At 34.0% G+C, this 20866-nt stretch carries 21 protein-coding genes; 10 read left to right on the top strand and 11 right to left on the bottom strand.

Features of this window, described 5'->3' with window-relative positions; translation table 11 throughout:
• Nucleotides 1-209 precede the first annotated feature (209 nt).
• The 4 genes from BUB42_RS03840 (at nt 210) to BUB42_RS03825 (ending at nt 4052) form a co-directional block, all read left to right on the top strand.
• Nucleotides 210-506: a hypothetical protein gene (locus BUB42_RS03840; RefSeq protein WP_073017333.1), complete on the top strand. Its 297-nt coding sequence runs from the start codon at nt 210-212 to the stop codon at nt 504-506.
• A 3-nt stretch (nt 507-509) separates the two neighbouring features.
• A complete protein-coding gene (locus tag BUB42_RS03835; RefSeq protein ID WP_073017331.1) occupies nt 510-1475 on the top strand; it encodes a GSCFA domain-containing protein in 966 nt (321 codons plus the stop codon).
• Nucleotides 1476-1477: 2 nt separating this feature from the next.
• On the top strand, nt 1478-2098 hold the full coding sequence (locus BUB42_RS03830; protein ID WP_073017329.1) for a DUF4230 domain-containing protein: 621 nt from the start codon (nt 1478-1480) through the stop codon (nt 2096-2098).
• Between the two features lie 877 nt (nt 2099-2975).
• Complete coding sequence (locus BUB42_RS03825; RefSeq protein ID WP_073017395.1) at nt 2976-4052, top strand: ice-binding family protein; 1077 nt, start codon at nt 2976-2978, stop codon at nt 4050-4052.
• A gap of 163 nt (nt 4053-4215) precedes the next feature.
• Here the strand turns inward: BUB42_RS03825 and BUB42_RS03820 are convergent, their stop codons facing one another.
• The 7 genes from BUB42_RS03820 to BUB42_RS16375 all read right to left on the bottom strand — a co-directional run bounded on the left by BUB42_RS03820 (nt 4216) and on the right by BUB42_RS16375 (nt 10852).
• Nucleotides 4216-5976, bottom strand: a complete 1761-nt coding sequence (locus BUB42_RS03820) for an aromatic amino acid hydroxylase (protein ID WP_073017328.1) — start codon at nt 5974-5976, stop codon at nt 4216-4218.
• A gap of 330 nt (nt 5977-6306) precedes the next feature.
• Nucleotides 6307-6966, bottom strand: coding sequence for an esterase-like activity of phytase family protein (locus tag BUB42_RS16815; RefSeq protein ID WP_073017326.1), 660 nt, complete (start codon nt 6964-6966; stop codon nt 6307-6309).
• Nucleotides 6967-6995: 29 nt separating this feature from the next.
• Nucleotides 6996-7532, bottom strand: coding sequence for an esterase-like activity of phytase family protein (locus BUB42_RS16810; RefSeq protein ID WP_262987397.1), 537 nt, complete (start codon nt 7530-7532; stop codon nt 6996-6998).
• Between the two features lie 4 nt (nt 7533-7536).
• A complete protein-coding gene (locus BUB42_RS03805) occupies nt 7537-7938 on the bottom strand; it encodes a group III truncated hemoglobin (protein ID WP_073017323.1) in 402 nt (133 codons plus the stop codon).
• Between the two features lie 60 nt (nt 7939-7998).
• Nucleotides 7999-8532: a DUF4136 domain-containing protein gene (locus BUB42_RS03800; RefSeq protein WP_073017321.1), complete on the bottom strand. Its 534-nt coding sequence runs from the start codon at nt 8530-8532 to the stop codon at nt 7999-8001.
• Between the two features lie 42 nt (nt 8533-8574).
• The gene (locus BUB42_RS03795; RefSeq protein ID WP_073017319.1) at nt 8575-10557 is read right to left on the bottom strand and encodes a urocanate hydratase; all 1983 of its coding nucleotides are present in this window, start codon (nt 10555-10557) and stop codon (nt 8575-8577) included.
• A 118-nt stretch (nt 10558-10675) separates the two neighbouring features.
• Nucleotides 10676-10852, bottom strand: coding sequence for a C1orf53 family protein (locus BUB42_RS16375; protein ID WP_170857180.1), 177 nt, complete (start codon nt 10850-10852; stop codon nt 10676-10678).
• Nucleotides 10853-11598: 746 nt separating this feature from the next.
• On the opposite strand from BUB42_RS16375, the gene BUB42_RS03780 reads away from it, so the two are divergent.
• From BUB42_RS03780 to hemL, 4 genes are all read left to right on the top strand, one after another.
• A complete protein-coding gene (locus tag BUB42_RS03780) occupies nt 11599-13410 on the top strand; it encodes a T9SS type A sorting domain-containing protein (protein WP_084118280.1) in 1812 nt (603 codons plus the stop codon).
• Nucleotides 13411-13497: 87 nt separating this feature from the next.
• Nucleotides 13498-14394, top strand: coding sequence for a 1-aminocyclopropane-1-carboxylate deaminase/D-cysteine desulfhydrase (locus tag BUB42_RS03775; RefSeq protein WP_084118279.1), 897 nt, complete (start codon nt 13498-13500; stop codon nt 14392-14394).
• Nucleotides 14387-15289 (top strand): glucosaminidase domain-containing protein, encoded by a 903-nt coding sequence (locus BUB42_RS03770; protein ID WP_073017311.1) that lies wholly within the window; start codon nt 14387-14389, stop codon nt 15287-15289. Before BUB42_RS03775 ends, BUB42_RS03770 begins: the two co-directional genes overlap by 8 nt.
• Nucleotides 15290-15318: 29 nt before the next feature.
• Nucleotides 15319-16605 (top strand): glutamate-1-semialdehyde 2,1-aminomutase, encoded by a 1287-nt coding sequence (hemL, locus tag BUB42_RS03765; protein ID WP_073017310.1) that lies wholly within the window; start codon nt 15319-15321, stop codon nt 16603-16605.
• 46 nt (nt 16606-16651) lie between these two features.
• On the opposite strand, the gene BUB42_RS03760 is transcribed toward hemL, so the two are convergent.
• Complete coding sequence (locus BUB42_RS03760; protein WP_073017308.1) at nt 16652-17080, bottom strand: hypothetical protein; 429 nt, start codon at nt 17078-17080, stop codon at nt 16652-16654.
• A gap of 224 nt (nt 17081-17304) precedes the next feature.
• On the opposite strand from BUB42_RS03760, the gene BUB42_RS03755 reads away from it, so the two are divergent.
• Both BUB42_RS03755 and BUB42_RS16545 read left to right on the top strand, forming a co-directional pair.
• Nucleotides 17305-19119 (top strand): hypothetical protein, encoded by a 1815-nt coding sequence (locus BUB42_RS03755; protein ID WP_073017307.1) that lies wholly within the window; start codon nt 17305-17307, stop codon nt 19117-19119.
• 179 nt (nt 19120-19298) lie between these two features.
• Nucleotides 19299-19466 (top strand): hypothetical protein, encoded by a 168-nt coding sequence (locus BUB42_RS16545; RefSeq protein ID WP_211517668.1) that lies wholly within the window; start codon nt 19299-19301, stop codon nt 19464-19466.
• A 49-nt stretch (nt 19467-19515) separates the two neighbouring features.
• Here BUB42_RS16545 and BUB42_RS03745 read toward each other — a convergent pair whose 3' ends face one another.
• The 3 genes from BUB42_RS03745 to BUB42_RS03735 form a co-directional block, all read right to left on the bottom strand.
• Entirely contained in the window at nt 19516-20031 is a 516-nt protein-coding gene (locus BUB42_RS03745) for a hypothetical protein (RefSeq protein WP_073017305.1), read from the bottom strand.
• Nucleotides 20032-20199: 168 nt separating this feature from the next.
• Nucleotides 20200-20457, bottom strand: a complete 258-nt coding sequence (locus BUB42_RS16890; protein ID WP_396177541.1) for a DUF5615 family PIN-like protein — start codon at nt 20455-20457, stop codon at nt 20200-20202.
• Between the two features lie 104 nt (nt 20458-20561).
• Nucleotides 20562-20792 (bottom strand): DUF433 domain-containing protein, encoded by a 231-nt coding sequence (locus tag BUB42_RS03735; RefSeq protein ID WP_073017303.1) that lies wholly within the window; start codon nt 20790-20792, stop codon nt 20562-20564.
• Between the last annotated feature and the right edge of the window lie 74 nt (nt 20793-20866).

The following is a 20866-nucleotide window of genomic DNA, read 5'->3' as shown; positions in this document are numbered from 1 at the left end:
CCTTCGTTTGTTCCTTGCAAGGCAAAGATATTTATTAATTTTGTATGTTTGTAAAACTTAAAATGTTAAAGTCCGATTATTAGGGGGTTAGACCATTTGGCTACGAAAATTATGAGCAATTAAACTTAGTTTTAAATAATGTTAATTTCACTTTTTTTTCTTTACCGCATAAAATTCCAACTCATTCACAAATTAAAGGTATAATAAAAATGCCCGATTTGCTCACACTTGCTGCAATGAAAGCTTTCACACTGGGACGGAGAGCAAAATGGAAAGATGATGTTGATTTATATTTTATTTTGAAAGATTATTATTGTTTTAAAGAAATTGCAGAGGTCGCAACTTTATTATTTGGCGATCAGTTTTCTAAAAAACTTTTTAAAATACAACTTGGCTATTTTAAAGGCATCAATTATGATGAGGAAGTAAGTTATTTAATTCCAACTCCACCGAGTGAGCAAGAAATTCAAGATTTTTTAATTAATGTGAGTGTAGAAGGACTTTAAAATATGCAATTCAGAACTCAAATCCCAATTCCTAAAAGTAAATTTCAAATTGACTATACCTCCAAAATACTGTCATTAGGTTCTTGCTTCGCGGTAAATATTGCGGAGAGACTGGACTATTTTAAATTTCAAAATAGTTGTAATCCATTTGGTATTTTATTCCATCCGTTGGCGATTGAAAAACTACTTAATTTAGCCTTGTCCAAAAAGCAAATTAGTGAGAGCGAACTTATTTATCACAATGAACGCTGGCACTGTTTTGATGTGCATTCTGATCTAAGCAATCCAAATAAAGAAGATTTAATAGCGTCTCTAAATTCAATCATTCAAAATATTAGAGAGGATCTGGAGCAAGCTACACACCTAATTGTTACTTACGGAACATCATGGGTTTATAGATATCTGGAAACTAACGAAATGGTAGCCAATTGCCATAAGGTGCCGCAGAAAGAGTTTGCGAAAGAATTGTTATCTGTAGAAACGATTCAAAAATCAATTGAAAATACACTTAAATTAATCGAAAGTGTAAATCCAAATTGCAGTGTCATTTTTACTATTTCTCCAGTTCGTCATATAAAAGATGGATTTGTAGAAAATCAATGGAGTAAAGCCAATCTAATTAGCGCATTACATACAGTTTTGAAAGATTCGTCTTCTATTCCCCGTTTGGGGGCTAGGGGGCTCTTTCCTTCTTACGAAATCATGATGGATGAACTGCGCGATTATCGTTTTTATGCCGAAGATATGTTGCATCCCAATAAGGTAGCCATCGATTATATTTGGGAGCGATTCCAGCAAACCTATATATCTGAAATTGCTTTAGCAACAATGGAGGAAGTTGCAAACATTCAAAAAAGCCTTTCTCATAAACCTTTTAATCCAAACTCGGAAAGTCATTTAAAGTTTGAGTCAAAACTTTTAGAAAAAATCGCTAAATTGGAGAATCAATATTCATTCATTAAATTTTAGTTATGCTTAAAAGAATACTTATCGGGATATTAATTATTGGTGGAATATTTTTACTGTTTAAATTTTGCGATTTTAAGAAAAATGACGAGCAAGACATCACGCACAATACAAATCTTATTCAGCAACAAATTCTGAATGTTGGAAAACTGATTGTGACCGAAGGGCATTTTTCTGAAGTCATCACTTATAAAAACCAACAGAAATACTTACTAGACATGGTTTCTTTTGAGAAAAAAGCTTTGATAATCGTTAATGCTGATGTCACAGTTTCTTATGATTTGCATAAAATGAAATACGATATTGATGAGGTAAACAAGATCATTACTATTTTAAGCATTCCTAAAGAAGAAATAAAAATTAGTCCAGATATTCAGTTTTATGATGTAGAACAAAGCCAGTTAAATCCTTTTACGGGCGATGATTACAACAAAATTAATAAATCGGTGAAGGCTAATTTGGCTAAAAAAATTGAAAAATCAAGGTTAAAAACTAATGCTCAAAACAGATTAATTAGTGAGCTTTCTAAAATACTCATTGTAACCAAAACAATGAATTGGAAGCTGGTTTATAACGGAAAGGATATTGAAAAAGAAAGTGATTTAAAAACTAATTTTAAAAAATAAATATTTTTATTGACATTATCTTTGATGAAATCTCTTACGAACAATCTGTTGCAATTATATCTTTTAAGTTTTTGGTCTTGCAGTTCATTTCTAAAATTTAAGTAGAAATGGTATAATTAATTTCATCCTAAACATTGGATGAAAATAAATCCGCCTTGACTTTAAATTAAAAAAAGGCCATGAATTATTAGAAAGGAAAGCAGAATTGAAGTACCAAATTCACTGCATAATTCATCTAACTTTTTCCTGAACACTGTTTATTGCCTGAAATCGAATAATAAACCGTATAGTGCAATAAAAACTATTTATAGTTGAAGAGATACTCTCTGTAGAAAACTACTCTAAAACTAACATAGTGACATAACCAGAATTGTACTAAGAACTTCAATGCGGGAAGAAATTATTCTTTTAAAAAAAAAAAATTGTGTAAATGCTAATTAGAAAACTTTGAACTTATTTATAGGAACTCCTGAATGCATAAAAGAGATACTTAATTTTTGTTAGTTTTTGTTTTAACTTTACTGATACATTTTCTTTTTTCAAATTATAATTAGCTGTAAATTAATATTTTAGACAAAAAAAGGAATACGGGTGCCAAAAATGTAAGTGAAAAATCTTGGGAAATTTAATTAAAAGGGAAGGTCGTTTTGGGAAGTTTTATGAAGGCCGCAACTCGGTAATTTGGATTTATAGACTGTACCAATATTTTTGTTAATATTAATTATTCTCTATTTTTTAAAATTAATTTTAACTCAAGATTGGAATTATATACCATTTTGGTAAAGTTGTGTAACACGTAGCAAAAAGACACTGTTAGCTTTGCTGGGTGGAAATTATCCGCAACTGTCCACCAGTAGTGGAAATTAATAAGACCCAAATGAATAAATTAAAAAAAGTGTTTTCAACAATCATTTTGTCAGCTGTTATGTTGACAGTAGGATGTGATAATAATGACACTTCTACATCGACACCTACTAATCCTGCAATCACTGCAAAAAGTCCAATCAACGACGCAACTAATGTAGCACTCAACAAAACAATATCTTTTTCTTTTAGTGAGGCAATGGATCCAGAAACAATTAATGCTACTACTTTTTCCTTAAAGCAAGGGACGACACCAGTTCTTGGTACTGTTGGTTATTCAGGAACGACAGCTACCTTTACACCCTCAAAACCTTTAACTGCAGGTACTGTTTATTCGGCGACTATATCTGCTACTGCAAAAAGCGCTACAGGTATTTCACTTGGCGCTAATACTAGTTGGAACTTTACAACTGGAATTAATGCACAAGGTCTTTCAGCTGTTGGATTAGGAACTGCGGGTAATTATGTTATCCTTGCAAAAACAGCCATCAACAATAGTCCTACCTCTATTATTACAGGTGATTTAGGATTGAGTCCTGCAGCTACATCATATATTACTGGGCTTTCTTTAACAAATGCCACAGGATATGCAACTTCGGCACAAATAACTGGAAAAATATACGCCGCAGATATGGTAAGCCCAACATCAATTAATCTTACAACGGCAGTAAATGATATGACAACTGCCTATAATGATGCAGCAGGACGCCCTACCCCTAATTTCTCTGAACTTGGCACTGGTAATATAGGCGGAAAAACACTTACTGAGGGACTTTATAAATGGACAAACACAGTTACTGTGCCTACAAACTTAATAATTTCAGGAAGCGCCACAGATGTTTGGATATTCCAGATAGCGGGAGACCTTACCGTAAGTTCAGGAGTAAAAATTACGCTTAGTGGCGGAGCCCAAGCTAAAAATATTTTCTGGCAGGTTGCTGGCACCGCGAGTATTGGTACCACAGCACAATTTAATGGTGTAATATTATCTAAGACAGGTATCACGTTTGCTACCGGCGCAACATTAACTGGTCGTGCCTTAGCACAAACTGCTGTTATTCTTGATAAAAATATTGTAACAAAACCATAATAATATAGCAAACTTTAAAAATTTTAAATCAAATTTTTATAAAAATAAAGAACAGGTACTACTATTCCTGTTCTTTTTTTTTGCACTATTTTGAAAGAATCAAGAAAATTCCTAGGCCTTAAAATAAAGGTCTAGGGATTATTTTTTATTAAAAAGAACGTTCTTAACTAACGCTCTCTTTTTCAAAAATTAATTCCAAGCCATTAGTAATTAGTTTTGAAATTTCTGGGCGACTTTCTTTTAATTTTTCTAGATAAGCCATTATTTCTTGCAACAATTGCGTTTCATTTCTGTCGTTTAAAAGCTCGATTATTTCAACAGCTAATAACCAATCATTTGGGTGATTTGATTTTAGATTCTCAAAAATTGGAGCTAATGGAGTTCCCGTGTCATTGGTTTCTCTACTATTTCGAACCGTTTGGTACAAAATCTCTAAATTATCGCGCTCAGCTGAATGTTTAGCTTTAATAGTTTTGCTAGATGGAAGGTGTGATCTTAGGTCAAAACTATTCACATCTGCAGCACCTGAAAAAACAGAAATCACTTTCTTACCCACGGCCATGTCATAAATGCCCCATTCTGGTTGAAACAAGATTGTTTCGCCATGCGTTACTGTGCAATTCTTAAATCGAATAATAATGATTTCACCTTGTAAGTTTCTGGAACCCGTTATGATTTCACCTTCAACAGTAATACCACCTTCAAACTCCAGCTTCACCGTTTTAGACTCCAGAATATTGTAGGCATTTAAATCTTTTGGACTCATGTCTTCAATGGCAAGGTTGATGCCTTGTAGTTTTCCTATCGGGCTACCAAAACCCTCTGGATGTGTCAAAATACCATGACCTACCAGTTCTTTTTCTCTGTAAGCCAAAGCCGTTTTTCCCGTCGTTTGAATGTAAATAGGTTTACCTTCAAACTCAATTACCGAGCTGAAAACGCCCGAAATTTGTAAACCAGTACTTAGTTCAATCGTTCCTAAAGCATTAGAATCAATCAGTTTTTTGGTACCTGACAAACCTCCGGTGCGCAACGCCATTTTATTAGCAAATTCCTCTAAAACCAAATTCAAATACGCAAATGTTGGTGTAACATACAACTGCGGTTGCAATTTAGTAATATCAAAATTTTGAGTCGCAGCCGAAATATCATACCGAATTTTAGAGACGTCAGGAGTCATGCAATGCGCACTTTCACCTATTGATGATAGCAAACCAGCGCCGTAAATCTTAGGATCTTCCACCGTTCCTATAAGTCCGTATTCTACTGTCCACCAGTGTAGGTTTCGTATTTGGGCCATTTCAGATAATTCGCCCATGTTATTTTGTAAATTTTCCACGGCTTTTTCAGCAGCATCAATTGTAGCTTGCGGCGTATCTTCAGCTTCTTTCACAATTGACAGCAATCGAATCGCTTCATACATTTCGTAGTCCTTGTGTGACGAAAGCGCCTTGCAGCCTATTTCTCCAAAACGGCGCAGGTATTCCGCATATTCAGGATTTGCAATGATGGGCGCGTGACCCGCACCTTCATGAATAATATCTGGTGCAGGAGTGTATTCTATATGTTCGAGCTGGCGAATGTCAGAGGCAATTACAAGCACATTATACGCTTGAAATTCCATAAAAGCATTAGGCGGAATAAATCCGTCCACCGCAACCGCGGCCCAACCTATTTCGGTCAAAATACGATTCATTCCGTACATACTCGGGATGTTGTCAACTTCAATTCCAGTCTTTTTCAAACCTTCTAAGTATGAACTATGCGCTACTTTTGATAAATACGCCACGTTTTTACGCATCACATATCGCCAAACCGCTTGGTTTATAGGCGTGTAATCGCTATAATCTTGAGGCTTAATAAATTGTCGTAAATGCTGTGGCAATCGGTCTAATAACGGATTACTTTCTATAGTTGAGTTCATATCGAAAACGTTGTAGTTCAGTTGCAAAAGTACGAATTTCAGGAGCTATTTCCCGCTTTTCATTGCAAGTTTTTGTAAACCCGTTTGTTTTTTTAAAGTTCCCGCAGGAGCTTCCTCCGGTCGCTCTGCGGCAACTAGAAAAACTAAAACAGCTTTTACAAAAAGCTTTCCATTGCAATCTGGGCTAGGGGAATAGTACAATAAGCTAAATCGTGATGTGATAGACTTTTTTCTGCTTTAATGTGTCATTGCGGGGACCGAAGAAATCGAGGTTTAGTAGAGAAGTTATCTTTCCAGAATAATTTCTTTGTATTGTAAGATTTATTTTTCTTATGAATGATAATTAAAGGCCATTTTTGGTGTAAAATAAAAAAAATAATTGAAAGGTTTCACAACTACTCCAACACCAAACAAAAAAACCTGCGTTTTTTGCTTCTCTGAAAAATTATTATCAGAGACCAAAACTAAAGATTGATTGCCAATAGGCAGTTTTGGGCCAAAAGTAATTCCCTCCACATTATCAATAAAAATAACTAAGTCATGAATGTTTAGGATCAGTTTTTTAGAAGCTAATTCAAGATTTTGGTTTTGTAAGGAAGGATAATTTTTGACATTAGTTGCCTTTTTTGAATCGCATAAAAATAGTTTTATCGTGCAGGCTTGCGTTCCAGTAGAGTAAGAGCGCTCTACTACTATTAATTGATCTTTGCTAAAATACTGAATTGCCGAAACGCCATTGACTGCAAAGCTCCCTTTTGGATTGGGTTCAAGAGCAATTGGTTCTAATTTATAGCCAAATTGAGCGGTGTTCTTTTTTGTTTTAGTATCAAATTGGTAAAATCTAATCAAGCCGCCATAACTGGTACTCGATTGTGAGCCATCTTCAAAAAGCGGTTCTTCGGTATGTGTATATATCGTTTTAAATTTCCAATCAAATGTAATTCCTTCTAGAGTTCCATTGTTTCGGGGGCCTTTTTCAGTTTGTTGCATTTTTAAATTATCTGGTAGGGCAATCGTGCTTAAAAATTACCATTTAAATCAGTGAAATTTAATGAAGGATTTTGCAAGACTTGTTTGTCGCCAGTAACAGCTCGAGCGCCTTCGCTGCTCCAAAGCAACGTATTTATTTTTGGGTTGTAGCGCATATCTTCGGGATCTGCTGAGGTATTGGGAGTTGTGTTCCAATTACCAAAAGCAGTTGCACTTTCATTTTTTAAGGTGATTACACTTTGGAAATCGATGCTCTGTATTTTGTTCTCAATGAGTGGAATTTTAGCGGTATAAAATCTCGAATCGTTAAACACCGAGCGGTCATCGCAAATTAAATAATATAGATCGTTTTTTGAATCATAATCAATTCCAGATAAACCGCCAACTTTCGTATTTTGAAATTGTGTTTCAAAAGGAATTTCAATAGAACTAAGTAGTTTTAAACTAGAAATCGACTTGTTTTCAATGCTTTGTTTTAAATTGGAACACGAGAAAAGAAAAACTGGAAAAACAAAAGGGAAAACTAATTTGCGCATAAAACGAGTTGTTGCAATTGAATAAGCCAAATTTTTATGAATGGTTCGTTTGATTCTTTTCGGCGTTGCGGAAGTAATCAATTTTATAATTAAACATTTCAGCCATGTTTTTAGCACGAAGCTTGGCTTCATCAGCTAAAGATCCTGTGAATAAACTATCTGTTGTTTGTATAAAAATTTCCATCCAGCGATCAAAATGTTCTTTGGACACAGGTAATTGTTTGTGAGGCGGAAACGGGCTTCCTGAATACGAATGCACTTCGAGTAAAATAGTTTCCCAAAAGCCATACATTTTTTCTAAATGTTCTGGCCAGCGATCGCCTATTTTTTCATTAAAAATTGGTCCAATGAAGTTGTCTTTTTGAACTTTAGAATAAAAAGTGTTAACTAATAATTTAATATCTTCTATTGTCAAAATGTCGTTTAGTGGTGCCATAAGTAAGTATAAAAAAAGCCTACGCAAAGGTAGGCTTTCTTGTTTTAACTAAGAGTTAAACTATTTTGCTTTAGGCGGAAATTGTTCTAATATTTTACCCACAAACTCGTTAATTCTTTTTTCTTTCTCCGTGCGATTTTGATTAAGGTAACCTATTCCTTCACCTTGCCAAATCAATTCTTTCTTTTTCGCATCTATTAAATCGATGAATAATGTTCCTTCAGTTGAAGATGTGGCCATATTTTGACCGCCCCACATAAAAGGATTCCATCCCATACCCCAACCGTAACCCCAACCCATATTAAATTGGTTCACATCAATTTTCTCTCTTTCTTTAGTAAAAATATTGACTAATAAATCTGGATTGTCGCTTTTTGCCATACCCTTCGCAGAAAGCTCCCGATCAATGGCATTTAATATTCGCTTTTTATCTAATTGGGAAATTTCTGCTTTGTCAATTCCGTTTTTATAAAAAGCATAGGTGCCATATTGTTTAAAATCAACTTTATTGTCAAAATCAGAATATACTCTAACAGAGCTACAGGAGGCAAATACTAAAAGAAAAAATACGGGGAGTAATTTAATTGTTTTCATAGTGGGTATATTAGATATATTTATGTTTACAAAATTTGTTTGTTAAAAATTAAAAAGAGCTTCAGCAACTACATTAGGGAGTGTAGCTTTTAATAAAGGTTGCGTCTCCATAGCTCTTTTTATCGCAAAAATTGCTCCGTCATTTCGTGCCCAACTTCTTCTTGAAATTCCATTGTTGACATCCCAGAAAAGCATTGATTTTAGTCGTTTTGAAGCCTCTTGAGATCCATCAAGAACCATACCAAATCCACCATTAATTACCTCGCCCCAACCAACGCCTCCGCCGTTATGAATAGAAACCCAAGTCGCACCTCTAAAGCTATCTCCAATCACGTTTTGAATTGCCATGTCAGCTGTAAATTTTGAGCCATCATAAATATTTGAAGTTTCTCGATAGGGCGAATCAGTTCCAGAAACATCATGATGATCTCTCCCTAAAATTATAATTCCAATTTCGCCAATGGCAATCGCCTGATTAAACGCTTCTGCAATTTTTGCTCTACCTTCTGCATCGGCGTAAAGAATTCGAGCTTGCGAACCTACAACCAATTTATTTTCTTGCGCACCTTTTATCCACTGAATATTATCCTGCATTTGTTGCTGAATTTCTTCGGGAGCTGTTTTAACTAATTCTTGTAGGACTTGGCACGCAATTAAATCCGTTTTTACTAAATCCTCTAGTTTCCCTGAAGCACAAACCCATCGAAATGGACCAAAACCATAATCAAAACACATAGGTCCCATAATATCCTGCACATAACTATTGTATTTAAAATCGATATTATTTTCATCCATTATTTTGGCACCAGCTCTTGAGGCTTCGAGCAAGAAAGCATTTCCATAATCAAAAAAATAGGTTCCTTTTTCTGTATGTTTGTTTATTGCATCGGCATGAAATCGCAATGTTTTTTGAACTTCTTCTTTAAATTTTGTTGGATTATTAGCCATTAAATCATTCGATTGTTCAAAGGTAAAACCAATTGGATAATAACCCCCTGCCCAAGGATTATGGAGTGAAGTTTGGTCTGATCCTAAATCTACATGGACGTTTTCTTGATCAAATTTTTCCCATACATCCACTATATTTCCTAAATATGCTATGGATATGATTTCTTCATTGGCTTTCGCCAAATTTACTCTCGAAACCAATTCATTAAGGTCTTCTATCACTTCGTCAACCCATCCTTGACTGTGACGAATATGCGTAATTTTGCGATTTACTTCGGCACATACAGTTATGCAACCTGCAATATTTCCCGCTTTTGGTTGTGCACCACTCATGCCTCCTAAGCCGGAGGTTACAAATAAACCTCCTTTTGGACTTCTTTTTATTTTACGGAATGCGTTCAAAACCGTTATTGTTGTTCCGTGTACAATTCCTTGAGGACCAATATACATATAACTTCCTGCGGTCATCTGTCCGTATTGAGAAACTCCTAAAGCATTCATTCGTTCCCAGTCATCGGGTTTCGAATAATTAGGAATCACCATTCCGTTTGTTACCACTACGCGAGGCGCTTCTTTGTGGGAAGGAAACAATCCCATAGGATGTCCAGAATACATCGTTAATGTTTGCTCATCGGTCATTTCAGATAAATACTGCATCGTCAAAAGGTATTGTGCCCAGTTTTGAAACACAGCTCCATTACCACCATAAGTTATTAATTCATGTGGATGTTGTGCTACGGCATGATCTAAATTATTTTGAATCATTAACATGATTGCTTTTGCCTGGTCTGATTTTCCAGGATATTCATTGATAGGTCTTGCGTAAATATCGTAATCTGGACGAAAACGATACATGTAAATCCGACCATATTTTTCTAATTCCGATGCAAATTCCTTTATCAGCTCTTCGTGATGCTGTGGCTCAAAATACCGCAAAGCATTGCGTAATGCTAATTTTTTTTCTTCTATCGAAAGAATATCTTTTCGCTTTGGCGCGTGGTTGATCTCCTTTTCGTAAAGTTTTGGTTGAGGTAATACTGATGGAATTCCTTGCTTTATTTGGTCTTGAAAAGTCATTGCGTTTCTGCTATTTGTTTACCTTAAAATTGAACAACTCTTTGAGCTCTTTTTTGAGCTGAATAGCTCAACAAAAACAGCAACTTTGACGGCCAGTTTTGATGTGACCGCCTAAAAATTATTTTTTAATAGTTCCTGTCTTTGAATTAAATCCGTAAGGACAATGACGGCAGCCACTTTTACAACAATATCCTCTTTTTAAATGGTGCTTTTCGGTAAAACATTTATAACCTTCTGCTGTGAAATAAAAATCTTCTCCTTCTAATAACTTATTTTCGTTACTTTGGTCATTCATGTTTAAAATTATTTTATAGTAAAACCAACGTAGATTGATTTTACTTTGATTCAAAAATTGATATATTCCTTTTAAATGCACAATCTTTCTTTACAAATTTATAAATTTTATCACTAATGTTTCTGATTGTTACTAAATATTTAATTCCAAAAGGTTATCGTGGATTAACTATATTTCCTTTTGTTTTAATTAAGTATAGGAGCGATCAGTATGATTCGGTGTTAATGAATCATGAAAAAATACATTTGCGTCAGCAGCTGGAATTATTATTCTTGCCATTTTTTATTTGGTACCTACTAGAATATTTTTTTCGTTTATGTCAATATAAGAATCATAATCTAGCATACAGAAATATCAGTTTTGAACGTGAAGCTTACGCTAATGAATCGGACTTAAATTATATAGAAAAACGTTTATTTTGGCAGTTTTTTACTTATTTGAAGTAACAATTGTATTACTTTTTCTTTCTATCCTAATTATCATATTCTATCATTGGTGGTAATATTATCCTATTTATAAAGCAATCGCTACTCACCAAGAAATTTCTTAATTCAAAATCTTCATTTTTACTCCATAAATATTCATAAGAATTTACCTTATTGTTTACTAAAAAGATGCTTTTTATCGATTAATTATACTTTTTAACGTTGAAGTCACGCTCTAGTATTTTCTTTTTGTTGTAATTTAGCTGAAAGGAATACGGATTTGAAATTCTTTTATCACCTAAAATCTTAATTTATTCTAATATGAAAACAAAACTACTCAAGAAAATAGTATTAGTGTTAACAGTATTCTTATTTCAGTTTCAAGTCAGTGCTCAAATGTTTGTTGGTCCAAATAGTTATGTTTTCGCAAATAATGAAGTGGTTTACATTAAACAAAATTTGGAATTACAAGCAGCAACAAGTATTTTTTATTTAAGAGATAGGGCCCAACTTTTACAAGGCTCAACCGTAACCAGCACTAATGCAGGTCTGGGAAGCTTGTCTATTTTGCAAGAAGGATCGACTAACAATTTTCACTATAATTACTGGTGTTCGCCTGTGGGAAGAAATATTGCGGGAGTTGGTAATTCACAATTTGGGATTACCCAACTTAAAGATGTTACTGGAGTAACTACTTTTAATGAGCCTTTGATATTGCCAAATAACAATTACAATGGAACTTCTAGTCCGTTAGCAATAGCACCGTTTTGGATTAATAAATTAATAGCCACATCAAGTTATTCGAGTTGGATTCAAGTTGGTGCAAATTCTACATTGAATGTTGGGGAAGGATTTACAATGAAAGGAACCTCTGGAATAAGTACAAATAATCCAACAGGGCGATCACAGCAATATGATTTTAGGGGGAAACCTAATGATGGTACTATTTTGATTCCAGTAAAACCTGCCCAATTTACGTTAACTGGAAATCCATATCCATCTGCAATTGATTTATCTGCTTTTTTAGCAGAACAAACAAATTGTACTGGGATAGCGTATTTTTGGGAGCAAGACGCAACTGTAAATTCACATTTTATCGCTGACTATAAAGGCGGATATGGCACTTTTGCCCCTGGTAGTTTAGGTAGTGTAGGAATTTACACTCCTGCCACTTTTTACTCTTATGACGGCGCGGGCAATCAAATTGCCAACACGGGAATGGGCGGAGTTTATCAAAGGAGATTTGTTCCAGTTGGACAAGGCTTTTTAATTGCAGGAAATATGAACGGATTTATAGAAATGAAAAATAGTTACAGAATATTTGTTAAAGAAACTCCAGGTTCGTCAACAGTTTTAAGAACAACTAGCTCTAAAAATAAAATTCAAAGTGTTAATATGGATCAGATGCAATCTATATCGGGATTTGATTATACCACGGTGAATGTAACACCCACACCACAAATTCGGTTTAACACTTTAATGGATAATAAAGGAGTGCGCCAACTGGTTCTTGCATCTATCCCAGAAGCTACTGACGGTGTTGATCGAGGTATGGATGCTTTGTCCTCTGGTGATGCATCACAAGCCGATGTATATTTCGTTATAGATAATTCAGAATTTGTAATTAATACAGTAAACTTTGATGTAAATAAAAAAATTCCATTAGGTTTTAAAAATACTAATGCTGCTAATTTTAAAATTACTGTAAAAGAAATAATCAATTTTACCGACGTAAATTCAGTTTACCTTCATGATAAAGTGAATAACACTTATCATGACATAAAAAATGATTTCTATGAACTGGAATTGATCGCTGGACAGAACAATACACAGTTCGAAATTACATTTAAAACAGAAAACTCCCTGGCCGTGGAAGAGGCGACAGCAAAAAACTTTCTCATTTTTCAAGACAACTCAGCCAAAAGTTTAGTAATTAACAATCCGTTCTTAAAAGAGATAAACACTTGCAGCTTCTATGATGTTGCCGGAAAGTTAATCTTTATTAAAAATGATTTAGGAGCTGCTTCGACATATCAGTTTTCGACAGCTGGTTTGGGAGATGGTATTTATATTGCAAAAATTATGACAAAAGAAAAAGAAACTTTCGGAAAAAAAGTAATAGTTAAAAATTAACAGAATGCTATCACAAAAAACTAATGCAATCTAAATGGTTGCATTTTTTGTATATAAAATTTTATCTTTGTTTAAAATCTAATTCTTTTGAATCAAAAGTTAATCTCTGTGTTCCCAAATTCTATTTCTATACAAATTAAGAGAGAGGATTTACTCCACCCTTTTGTATCGGGAAATAAATTCAGGAAACTCAAATATAATTTGCTGCAAGCCAAAGTTGAAAATCATGACACGATACTTACTTTTGGTGGTGCTTTTTCAAATCATATTGCAGCTGTTGCCTATGCAGGATATGAAAATGGAATTAAAACATTTGGAATTATTAGAGGAGATGAACTATTTGATCAAATCGATGAAAATCCGACTTTAAAATTTGCACAAAACTGTGGAATGCTTTTTAAATTTGTTTCCAGAGAAGACTATCGATTGAAAAGTGAAATTTCATTTTTGGAAAATCTAAAAGAGCAATTTGGTTCATTTTATCTTATTCCTGAAGGTGGAACAAATGAGTTAGCCATTAAAGGCTGTGAAGAAATTTTGACAAAAAATGATGCTGAATTTGACTATATCTGTTGTGCAGTAGGCACTGGAGGTACAATTTCAGGAATTATAAATAGTGTTTTACCGCATCAAAAAGTTTTGGGCTTTCCAGCACTAAAAGGTGATTTTTTAAAAGATGAAATTCGTAATTTTGTGCAAAATGTAAATTGGGAATTAATTACAGACTACCATTTTGGCGGATACGCAAAAGTAAACGAAGAGTTAATTGCGTTTATAAATCACTTTTATACTGAAAATCAAATCCCTCTAGATCCCGTTTATACTGCAAAGATGGTTTTTGGCGTTATCGATATGATAAATAATAATTATTTTGCTGCTAATTCCAAGATTTTACTAATTCACACAGGAGGACTTCAGGGGGTTAGCGGAATGAATATTAAATTAAAAAAGAAACAATTACAAACAATAGCAATCAATGGTTAGAAAAATTCTAGTACTAATTACAGCAATCACTTTAATAGGATGTAATACGTCAAAACCAGTCATTGTTACTTCTAAAAAAGCGCAAGCGAAAACAGCAGCTATTAATTCCGCAAAGAAAACAAAATCAAGAAATCTTACAAGCACTCGGTCAACCACCTCTACTTCCGCGAAAAAAAACCCAAGAGTTAACAACTCAGAAGTGATTGTTTCTACGTCAAGAACAATAGTTACAAATGATATAATCAAGTTGTATGTGTACCAATATAAAAACATTGCTATGGCTAACATGAAACAATACGGAATTCCTGCCAGTATTATTTTGGCACAAGGAATTTTGGAATCAGGGGCAGGAAAAGGCGATTTAGCCAAGAATTCTAATAATCACTTTGGTATAAAATGTCATGCAGGCTGGACTGGTGAAAGTGTAAATCATGACGACGATTCAGCTCAAGAGTGTTTTCGAAAATATAGTAATCCATCTGAATCATTCAAAGACCATGCGGTATTTTTAACGGGTAGAAGTAGGTATGCAAAGCTTTTTGAATATTCTAAAGGAGATTATAAAGCCTGGGCTCACGGGCTACGTGCTGCGGGCTACGCCACTGATCCTAAATATCCAGATAAATTAATTTCCTATATTGAACGTTACAATCTGCATCAATATGATAGCAAGGTAATTGATGTTAATTACGTTCTTAACGAAGATCAATTAGTAGAAGAATTGCAATTAGAATCTAAAAATTTAGGAAATTCACTTGCTTCATACACAGTTCAAAAAGGCGATACATTGTATTCGATTTCTAAAAAATTCGAATTAAAAGTCGAAGATTTAAAGCAAAAAAATAATTTATCTGACAATACATTATCTATTGGTCAGAAACTGATAGTAAATTAATTCAATAACAATAACTTATATACTTATAAATGTTATACAAAAGAAGCAGTCAGCTTTTTGCTGAAGCAGAAAAAGTAATTCCAGGAGGTGTAAATTCGCCAGTAAGAGCCTTTAAAGCAGTAGGTGGAACTCCCATTTTTGTAAAAAGTGCTAAGGGTGCGTATCTATATGATGAAGATGGCAATCGATTAATAGATTACATTAATTCTTGGGGTCCAATGATTCTCGGACATGCTTATGAGCCCGTAGTTCAAGCTGTTATTGAGAAAGCTAAATTAGGAACTTCTTTTGGTATGCCAACAGAACTTGAAACTCAAATTGCAGCTCTAGCAGTTGCGATGGTTCCAAATATTGATAAGATCCGATTTGTGAATTCAGGAACTGAAGCTTGTATGAGTGCAGTGCGATTGGCGCGAGGATTTACTAACAAAGATAAAATAATCAAATTTGCTGGGTGTTATCACGGTCATTCTGATTCGTTTTTGATTCAGGCTGGAAGTGGAGCAGTCACCTTTGGCTCACCTAATAGTCCTGGTGTAACTGCTGGAACGGCAAAAGATACCTTGTTAGCAACTTACAATGATCTAGAAAATGTAGCATTATTAATAGAAGCTAATAAAAATGAAATTGCTTGTATCATTGTGGAACCAGTTGCTGGAAACATGGGTTGTATTCCACCAGTTGCAGGCTTTTTAGAAGGCTTGCGCCAAATGTGTACTGACAATGATATTTTATTAATCTTTGATGAGGTTATGACAGGATTCAGGTTAGCGGCCGGCGGTGTTCAAGAATTACTCAACGTAAATGCTGATATTGTTTGTTTTGGAAAAGTAATAGGCGGTGGTTTACCCGTAGGAGCTTTTGCAGCCCGTGCCGAAATTATGAATTATCTAGCTCCGCTTGGACCCGTGTATCAAGCAGGAACCTTATCAGGAAATCCATTAGCTATGGCTGCAGGATTAACAATGTTACAATCCCTAAATAACGACCGAAATGTATTTAAAAGTTTAGAAGAAAAAACAGCTTATTTACATGCTGGAATGGACAAGGTTTTAAAAGCAAATAACGTAGATTTCACAATCAATAGAATTGGATCTATGATTTCAGTTCACTTTGACGCAAATCCAGTAATTGATTTCAAATCGGCAGCTAAAGGAGATAATGAAAACTTTAAGAAATTCTTTCACGGATTATTAAATGAAGGAATATACATAGCGCCGTCAGCCTATGAAAGTTGGTTTCTCACTGATGCACTTTCTTATGAGGATTTAGATTTTACCATACAAGCCGTTGATAAAGTCTCTAAAACATTTTAAAAAAAATAAAAGCTTCGGATTGTTTCCGAAGCTTTTAGATTTAATTTTACATTTTTGTGCCGCGTTTATCTTTGTTGCGACTTACTGCCCTTTGCTTCATTTTTTCTTGATTGGCTTTCCAAGTAATAAATTGTTCTGGAGTTAAAATAACTTTCATTTTGTCGTCCAGAACTATTTTTTCCTCTTGCATTTTGTTTTTTGCAGATTCGCGTTTACTTCTCATTTCCTCTGTTGATGCTTCTTTTTGAACAATCCTATTTTCTCTTTTTACGGATTGCTCTGCCAAGAGTTGCTTAATTTGAACTTGCTGTTCACTGTTCAAATTTAGATCAGTGGTCAATTTTTTCAACTGTCTTTGTTGACGTTGCTCCGGAGTCATTCTTTCCATGTTGGCTTTTTCTGAACTCTCCTTTGTATCCTGAGCATAAGTGGTCATTCCTACAACCAATAACGCTGTAATAATTAATTTTTTCATTTTCAAGTTTTTAAAGTTATAGGCATAAGACGGCAGAGAACTTTAAAAGTTTAAACGTTAACAAAAGTTTATAGTTTTTCACTTCTATAATACCTGGTTATACTATCTTAGAACTTGATATTTTTTTTAAAATAAATTGACGGATAGTAACCAAATATGACATTTATCAGTTTTTTATCGATTTATTATCTCGAATTTTGTGAATTATCTAATAAATTATTTACATGGCAACACTTAAACCAATACATACTTTTCATATTCCCGTAATGGGACTTGCTTATACTATTGATAGTCCGATACGTGTGGCAAAATACGGAATATCATCAGTAATTTCTATTATGGACGATGAACTTATAGAAAAAATGAACGCTTTTTACAGCGAAAAATTTAATATGCCTTATCAGGAAATTACGAAAAAAATACATGATTACCGCGCAGAGCGCATCACTTCCTACTTGAATTTGGTTGATAAAATCGTTAAAAATAAGTTTGAAAATTTCAAAGCAGAATTGTCAGAGAGTAAAGTAGCTGTACAGAATTATATGGAGACGTTACCTAATAAGTCTGATATCAAAGCAGGATTACAAAACTTATTAGAAGACGGTTTCGCTTTCAAAGAAAACATCAAAAATTATCTGGAGAAAAATCTTTATCCGGGCGATATTGACGTCAATATCATGACTAAACTAGATAAGGATAATTTTATTAATGACGAGCAATTGCCTATTTCATTCAACGATGCACATGCTGCATTACGCGGTTTTGCTAACAGCACACTGGAATCTTCAGTTGTCTTGTCTGCGGGAATGAATCCAAGATTATACAGTTATTTTGAAAATTTTTCAGCTTTTTTTCCTGATATAAACAATAAACTGAAAAAGAAAATAACGCTTAAAGTTAGTGATTTTCGTTCGGCCATGATTCAAGGGAATTTTTTAGCCAAAAAAGGACTTTGGGTTTCTGAATACAGAATTGAATCAGGGCTTAACTGCGGTGGACATGCGTTTGCAACAGAAGGTTTTTTGTTGGGACCAATTTTGGAGGAATTCAAACAAAAAAAAGAGCAGTTAATTCAATCAGCACATGAATTGATGGTTAAAGCTTTGGGACAAAAAGAAATGCACATCCCGCAACAACCTTTGGATTTGAAAATCACGGTGCAAGGGGGAATTGGAACTGCTGAGGAGCATGATTTTTTGATAGATTATTACAATGTAGATTCAGTAGGTTGGGGTTCTCCATTTTTATTAGTGCCAGAAGCAACTTCTGTCGATAAGCATACTAGAAGTTTATTGGCTGCAGCCAAAGAAGCAGATTTATATTTAAGTCATATATCGCCGTTGGGCATTCCGTTTAATACGTTACGCGGAACCACAAACGAGGTGTTAAAACAAAAACGGATCAACGATAATAAAGCAGGAAGTTCATGTCCTAAGAGATTTTTGGCGCTCAGTAAAGAATTTGACGGGAAAGGAATTTGCACTTCTTCTAAAAAATACCAAGATTTGAAATTGGATGAATTGCAACTGCAAGTAGCATCTTTATCTGCGGAAGCTATCGAAAAAAAGAAAAATAGTATAACTGAGAAAGCCTGTCTTTGCGTAGGCTTAGCAAATGCGTCTTTTCTTGAAAATGATATCAAAATTAAAGGTCAAGCGCAAGGCGTAATCATTTGCCCGGGTCCCAACATGGCCTATTTTGACCATGAAGTTTCGCTTGCCACAATGGTAAAACATATTTATGGGAATACCTTTATTTTAGGAGGTGGAAATCGTCCTAATTTATTTGTTAAAGAATTGAAAATGTACATAGATTATTTAAAAAACGAGATCAATTCTGTTTCTGACGAAATTACCGCGGGGCAAATTAAAAAATGGAATGCCTTCAAAAATAATTTGGTCATTGGAATTGGATATTATAAAGATTTGTTTTCAAATAATGTTTTTTTCAAAACCACAAAAAACGAAATTTTAAACCAGTTTAAATTTTATGAATTGGAATTAAATAAAATCGAAATTCCAAAATTACAATTGGCTTAAAGCTATTAAAACTGAATTATGCAATAAAAACAGAAAATCAAAAAAGTTATCGTTTTGAAAATCAGCTTAATTGCGCGGGGACTTTTTTCTATTTAGATCAAAAAAATAGCTTTTCAATCGTTCCGCAATTAGGCTTTGCTGGCGAAGTTTATGAAAGTAATTATCAGTACAATCAGAGAATGAGAAAAATAAGCGGCGATATTTTCTTTGGTAAATTTGGTTTCGAAGTTGGTAGGGACAAACTCTCTGTAGGTGCCAATGCAATGTTGCCAATAAGTCAAAATCTCACTGGCGGAAATGTAGTTGCTAATTGTAGATGGAGTTTAAATTTCAATTACAGTTTGTAGCTACAAAAAGGAACTCAATTTGAGTTCCTTTTTTAGTTTAAAATATTTTTTAAAAATGCAGCGCAAACCCGATATTAAATTGTAAACTGTTGTCGTAATATTGCTTGTGTGTTGCGATATTATAACGAATTCCAGGTTCTATACTGACATTTTTGCCTAAAAACAATGCGTAACCAACTTGTGCACCTACGAATGCAGGATTAGCATTTGCATCGCCAAAACCAACTCCATTATAAGAAAGCTCGATAGGAATCATGCTTTTAAAATAATATTTTGCTCCAATTTTGTAAGCAATCGGTTCGCCGGCGCCATCTATTTCTCCATAACCTAATCCTAGCTTTAGTGCTAGATTGTCCTTGATAAAATAACCACCTTCGGCTCCAATGTTAAAAGCAGTAATACCGTCAGATGAACTAAAATACAAAGCAGTTGATCCCACATTAGCGCCAAAACCAGTGTTGGCTTCAATAAGCCATTTTCCTTTGGATACTTGACCATCTTTGGCTTGACCACTAGCAAAGGCAAAAAACAATAATGCAAAAGCTGATAAAACAATTTTTTTCATAATTTGTAGGTTTAATTTTATTCAAACAAAAATAGCTGTTTTTTCGGCTTCCTAGGAATTTTATGACTTTATTAACCTTTTCGGATTGTTAGTGCTATTTACAGTTATGTAATCTAAATGATTTACTGAACGCAGTGATGTCAAATATATTTTAATATTAATTCAACCCTAAGCAGTAGTCACTTTAATCAATTGACTTTCAATTTCAATCATATATTGGAAGTTCTTATTATCTACTAATTCAATTTCAGGCATAAAGCGATCAAAAAGTTCAATTAATTGATTAGTTGATATATTTCCTAAATTGATTTTAATTAATTTTCTTGGCTTTTTATTGATTAAAAAAGAGTTTTTAAAATCAAAATCTTTTGTGATTAAAATGAGGTTTTTTGAATCAGAAAATTTTGAAATAGCAGCAGCTGTTATAAACCACTTGTCAAGTGTATTATTGACATGTACACACTAAAAACTTACATTGTTGAGGAGTTTTACAAGTTTTATAGGAATATGTGTATTACACAAAAATTCCATTAACCCACTTCTTTAGGTATGTCACCCGAAATTGATAATTTAGCATAATGTAACGCAGCCAAAATGTCTTCTCTTTCCAGTTCTGGGTGGTCGTCAAGAATATCAGCGGTTTCCATTCCTGAACTTAACAGATCGAGAATTACTTCAACTGGCCATCTCATATTTCTCAAAGTAGGCTTTCCATGACAGATATCAGGATTTATTGTTATGCGGGTGAGTAAATTTTCCATGACATTAATTTTCTATTAAAAGTAATGAATTGTTGGATATAAAAAACGGAGCTTTATTTGAAGCTCCGTTTTTT

Origin of the sequence: Flavobacterium micromati (assembly GCF_900129585.1) — a bacterium.
GTDB classification, from domain to species: domain Bacteria; phylum Bacteroidota; class Bacteroidia; order Flavobacteriales; family Flavobacteriaceae; genus Flavobacterium; species Flavobacterium micromati.
Note: the sequence above shows the minus strand (reverse complement) of the source record. Positions and strands in the feature narration are given on the sequence as shown.

Coding starts and splice junctions, on each gene's coding strand:
- BUB42_RS16375 (WP_170857180.1), bottom strand. CDS start 10,852: ATGAATGACCAAAGTAACGAAAATAAGTTATTAGAAGGAGAAGATTTT.
- BUB42_RS03795 (WP_073017319.1), bottom strand. CDS start 10,557: ATGACTTTTCAAGACCAAATAAAGCAAGGAATTCCATCAGTATTACCT.
- BUB42_RS03835 (WP_073017331.1), top strand. CDS start 510: ATGCAATTCAGAACTCAAATCCCAATTCCTAAAAGTAAATTTCAAATT.
- BUB42_RS03830 (WP_073017329.1), top strand. CDS start 1,478: ATGCTTAAAAGAATACTTATCGGGATATTAATTATTGGTGGAATATTT.
- BUB42_RS03820 (WP_073017328.1), bottom strand. CDS start 5,976: ATGAACTCAACTATAGAAAGTAATCCGTTATTAGACCGATTGCCACAG.
- BUB42_RS03760 (WP_073017308.1), bottom strand. CDS start 17,080: ATGAAAAAATTAATTATTACAGCGTTATTGGTTGTAGGAATGACCACT.
- BUB42_RS03800 (WP_073017321.1), bottom strand. CDS start 8,532: ATGAAAACAATTAAATTACTCCCCGTATTTTTTCTTTTAGTATTTGCC.
- BUB42_RS03840 (WP_073017333.1), top strand. CDS start 210: ATGCCCGATTTGCTCACACTTGCTGCAATGAAAGCTTTCACACTGGGA.
- BUB42_RS16545 (WP_211517668.1), top strand. CDS start 19,299: ATGAGAAAAATAAGCGGCGATATTTTCTTTGGTAAATTTGGTTTCGAA.
- BUB42_RS03780 (WP_084118280.1), top strand. CDS start 11,599: ATGAAAACAAAACTACTCAAGAAAATAGTATTAGTGTTAACAGTATTC.
- hemL (WP_073017310.1), top strand. CDS start 15,319: ATGTTATACAAAAGAAGCAGTCAGCTTTTTGCTGAAGCAGAAAAAGTA.
- BUB42_RS03805 (WP_073017323.1), bottom strand. CDS start 7,938: ATGGCACCACTAAACGACATTTTGACAATAGAAGATATTAAATTATTA.
- BUB42_RS03825 (WP_073017395.1), top strand. CDS start 2,976: ATGAATAAATTAAAAAAAGTGTTTTCAACAATCATTTTGTCAGCTGTT.
- BUB42_RS16815 (WP_073017326.1), bottom strand. CDS start 6,966: ATGCAACAAACTGAAAAAGGCCCCCGAAACAATGGAACTCTAGAAGGA.
- BUB42_RS03755 (WP_073017307.1), top strand. CDS start 17,305: ATGGCAACACTTAAACCAATACATACTTTTCATATTCCCGTAATGGGA.
- BUB42_RS03745 (WP_073017305.1), bottom strand. CDS start 20,031: ATGAAAAAAATTGTTTTATCAGCTTTTGCATTATTGTTTTTTGCCTTT.
- BUB42_RS03735 (WP_073017303.1), bottom strand. CDS start 20,792: ATGGAAAATTTACTCACCCGCATAACAATAAATCCTGATATCTGTCAT.
- BUB42_RS03770 (WP_073017311.1), top strand. CDS start 14,387: ATGGTTAGAAAAATTCTAGTACTAATTACAGCAATCACTTTAATAGGA.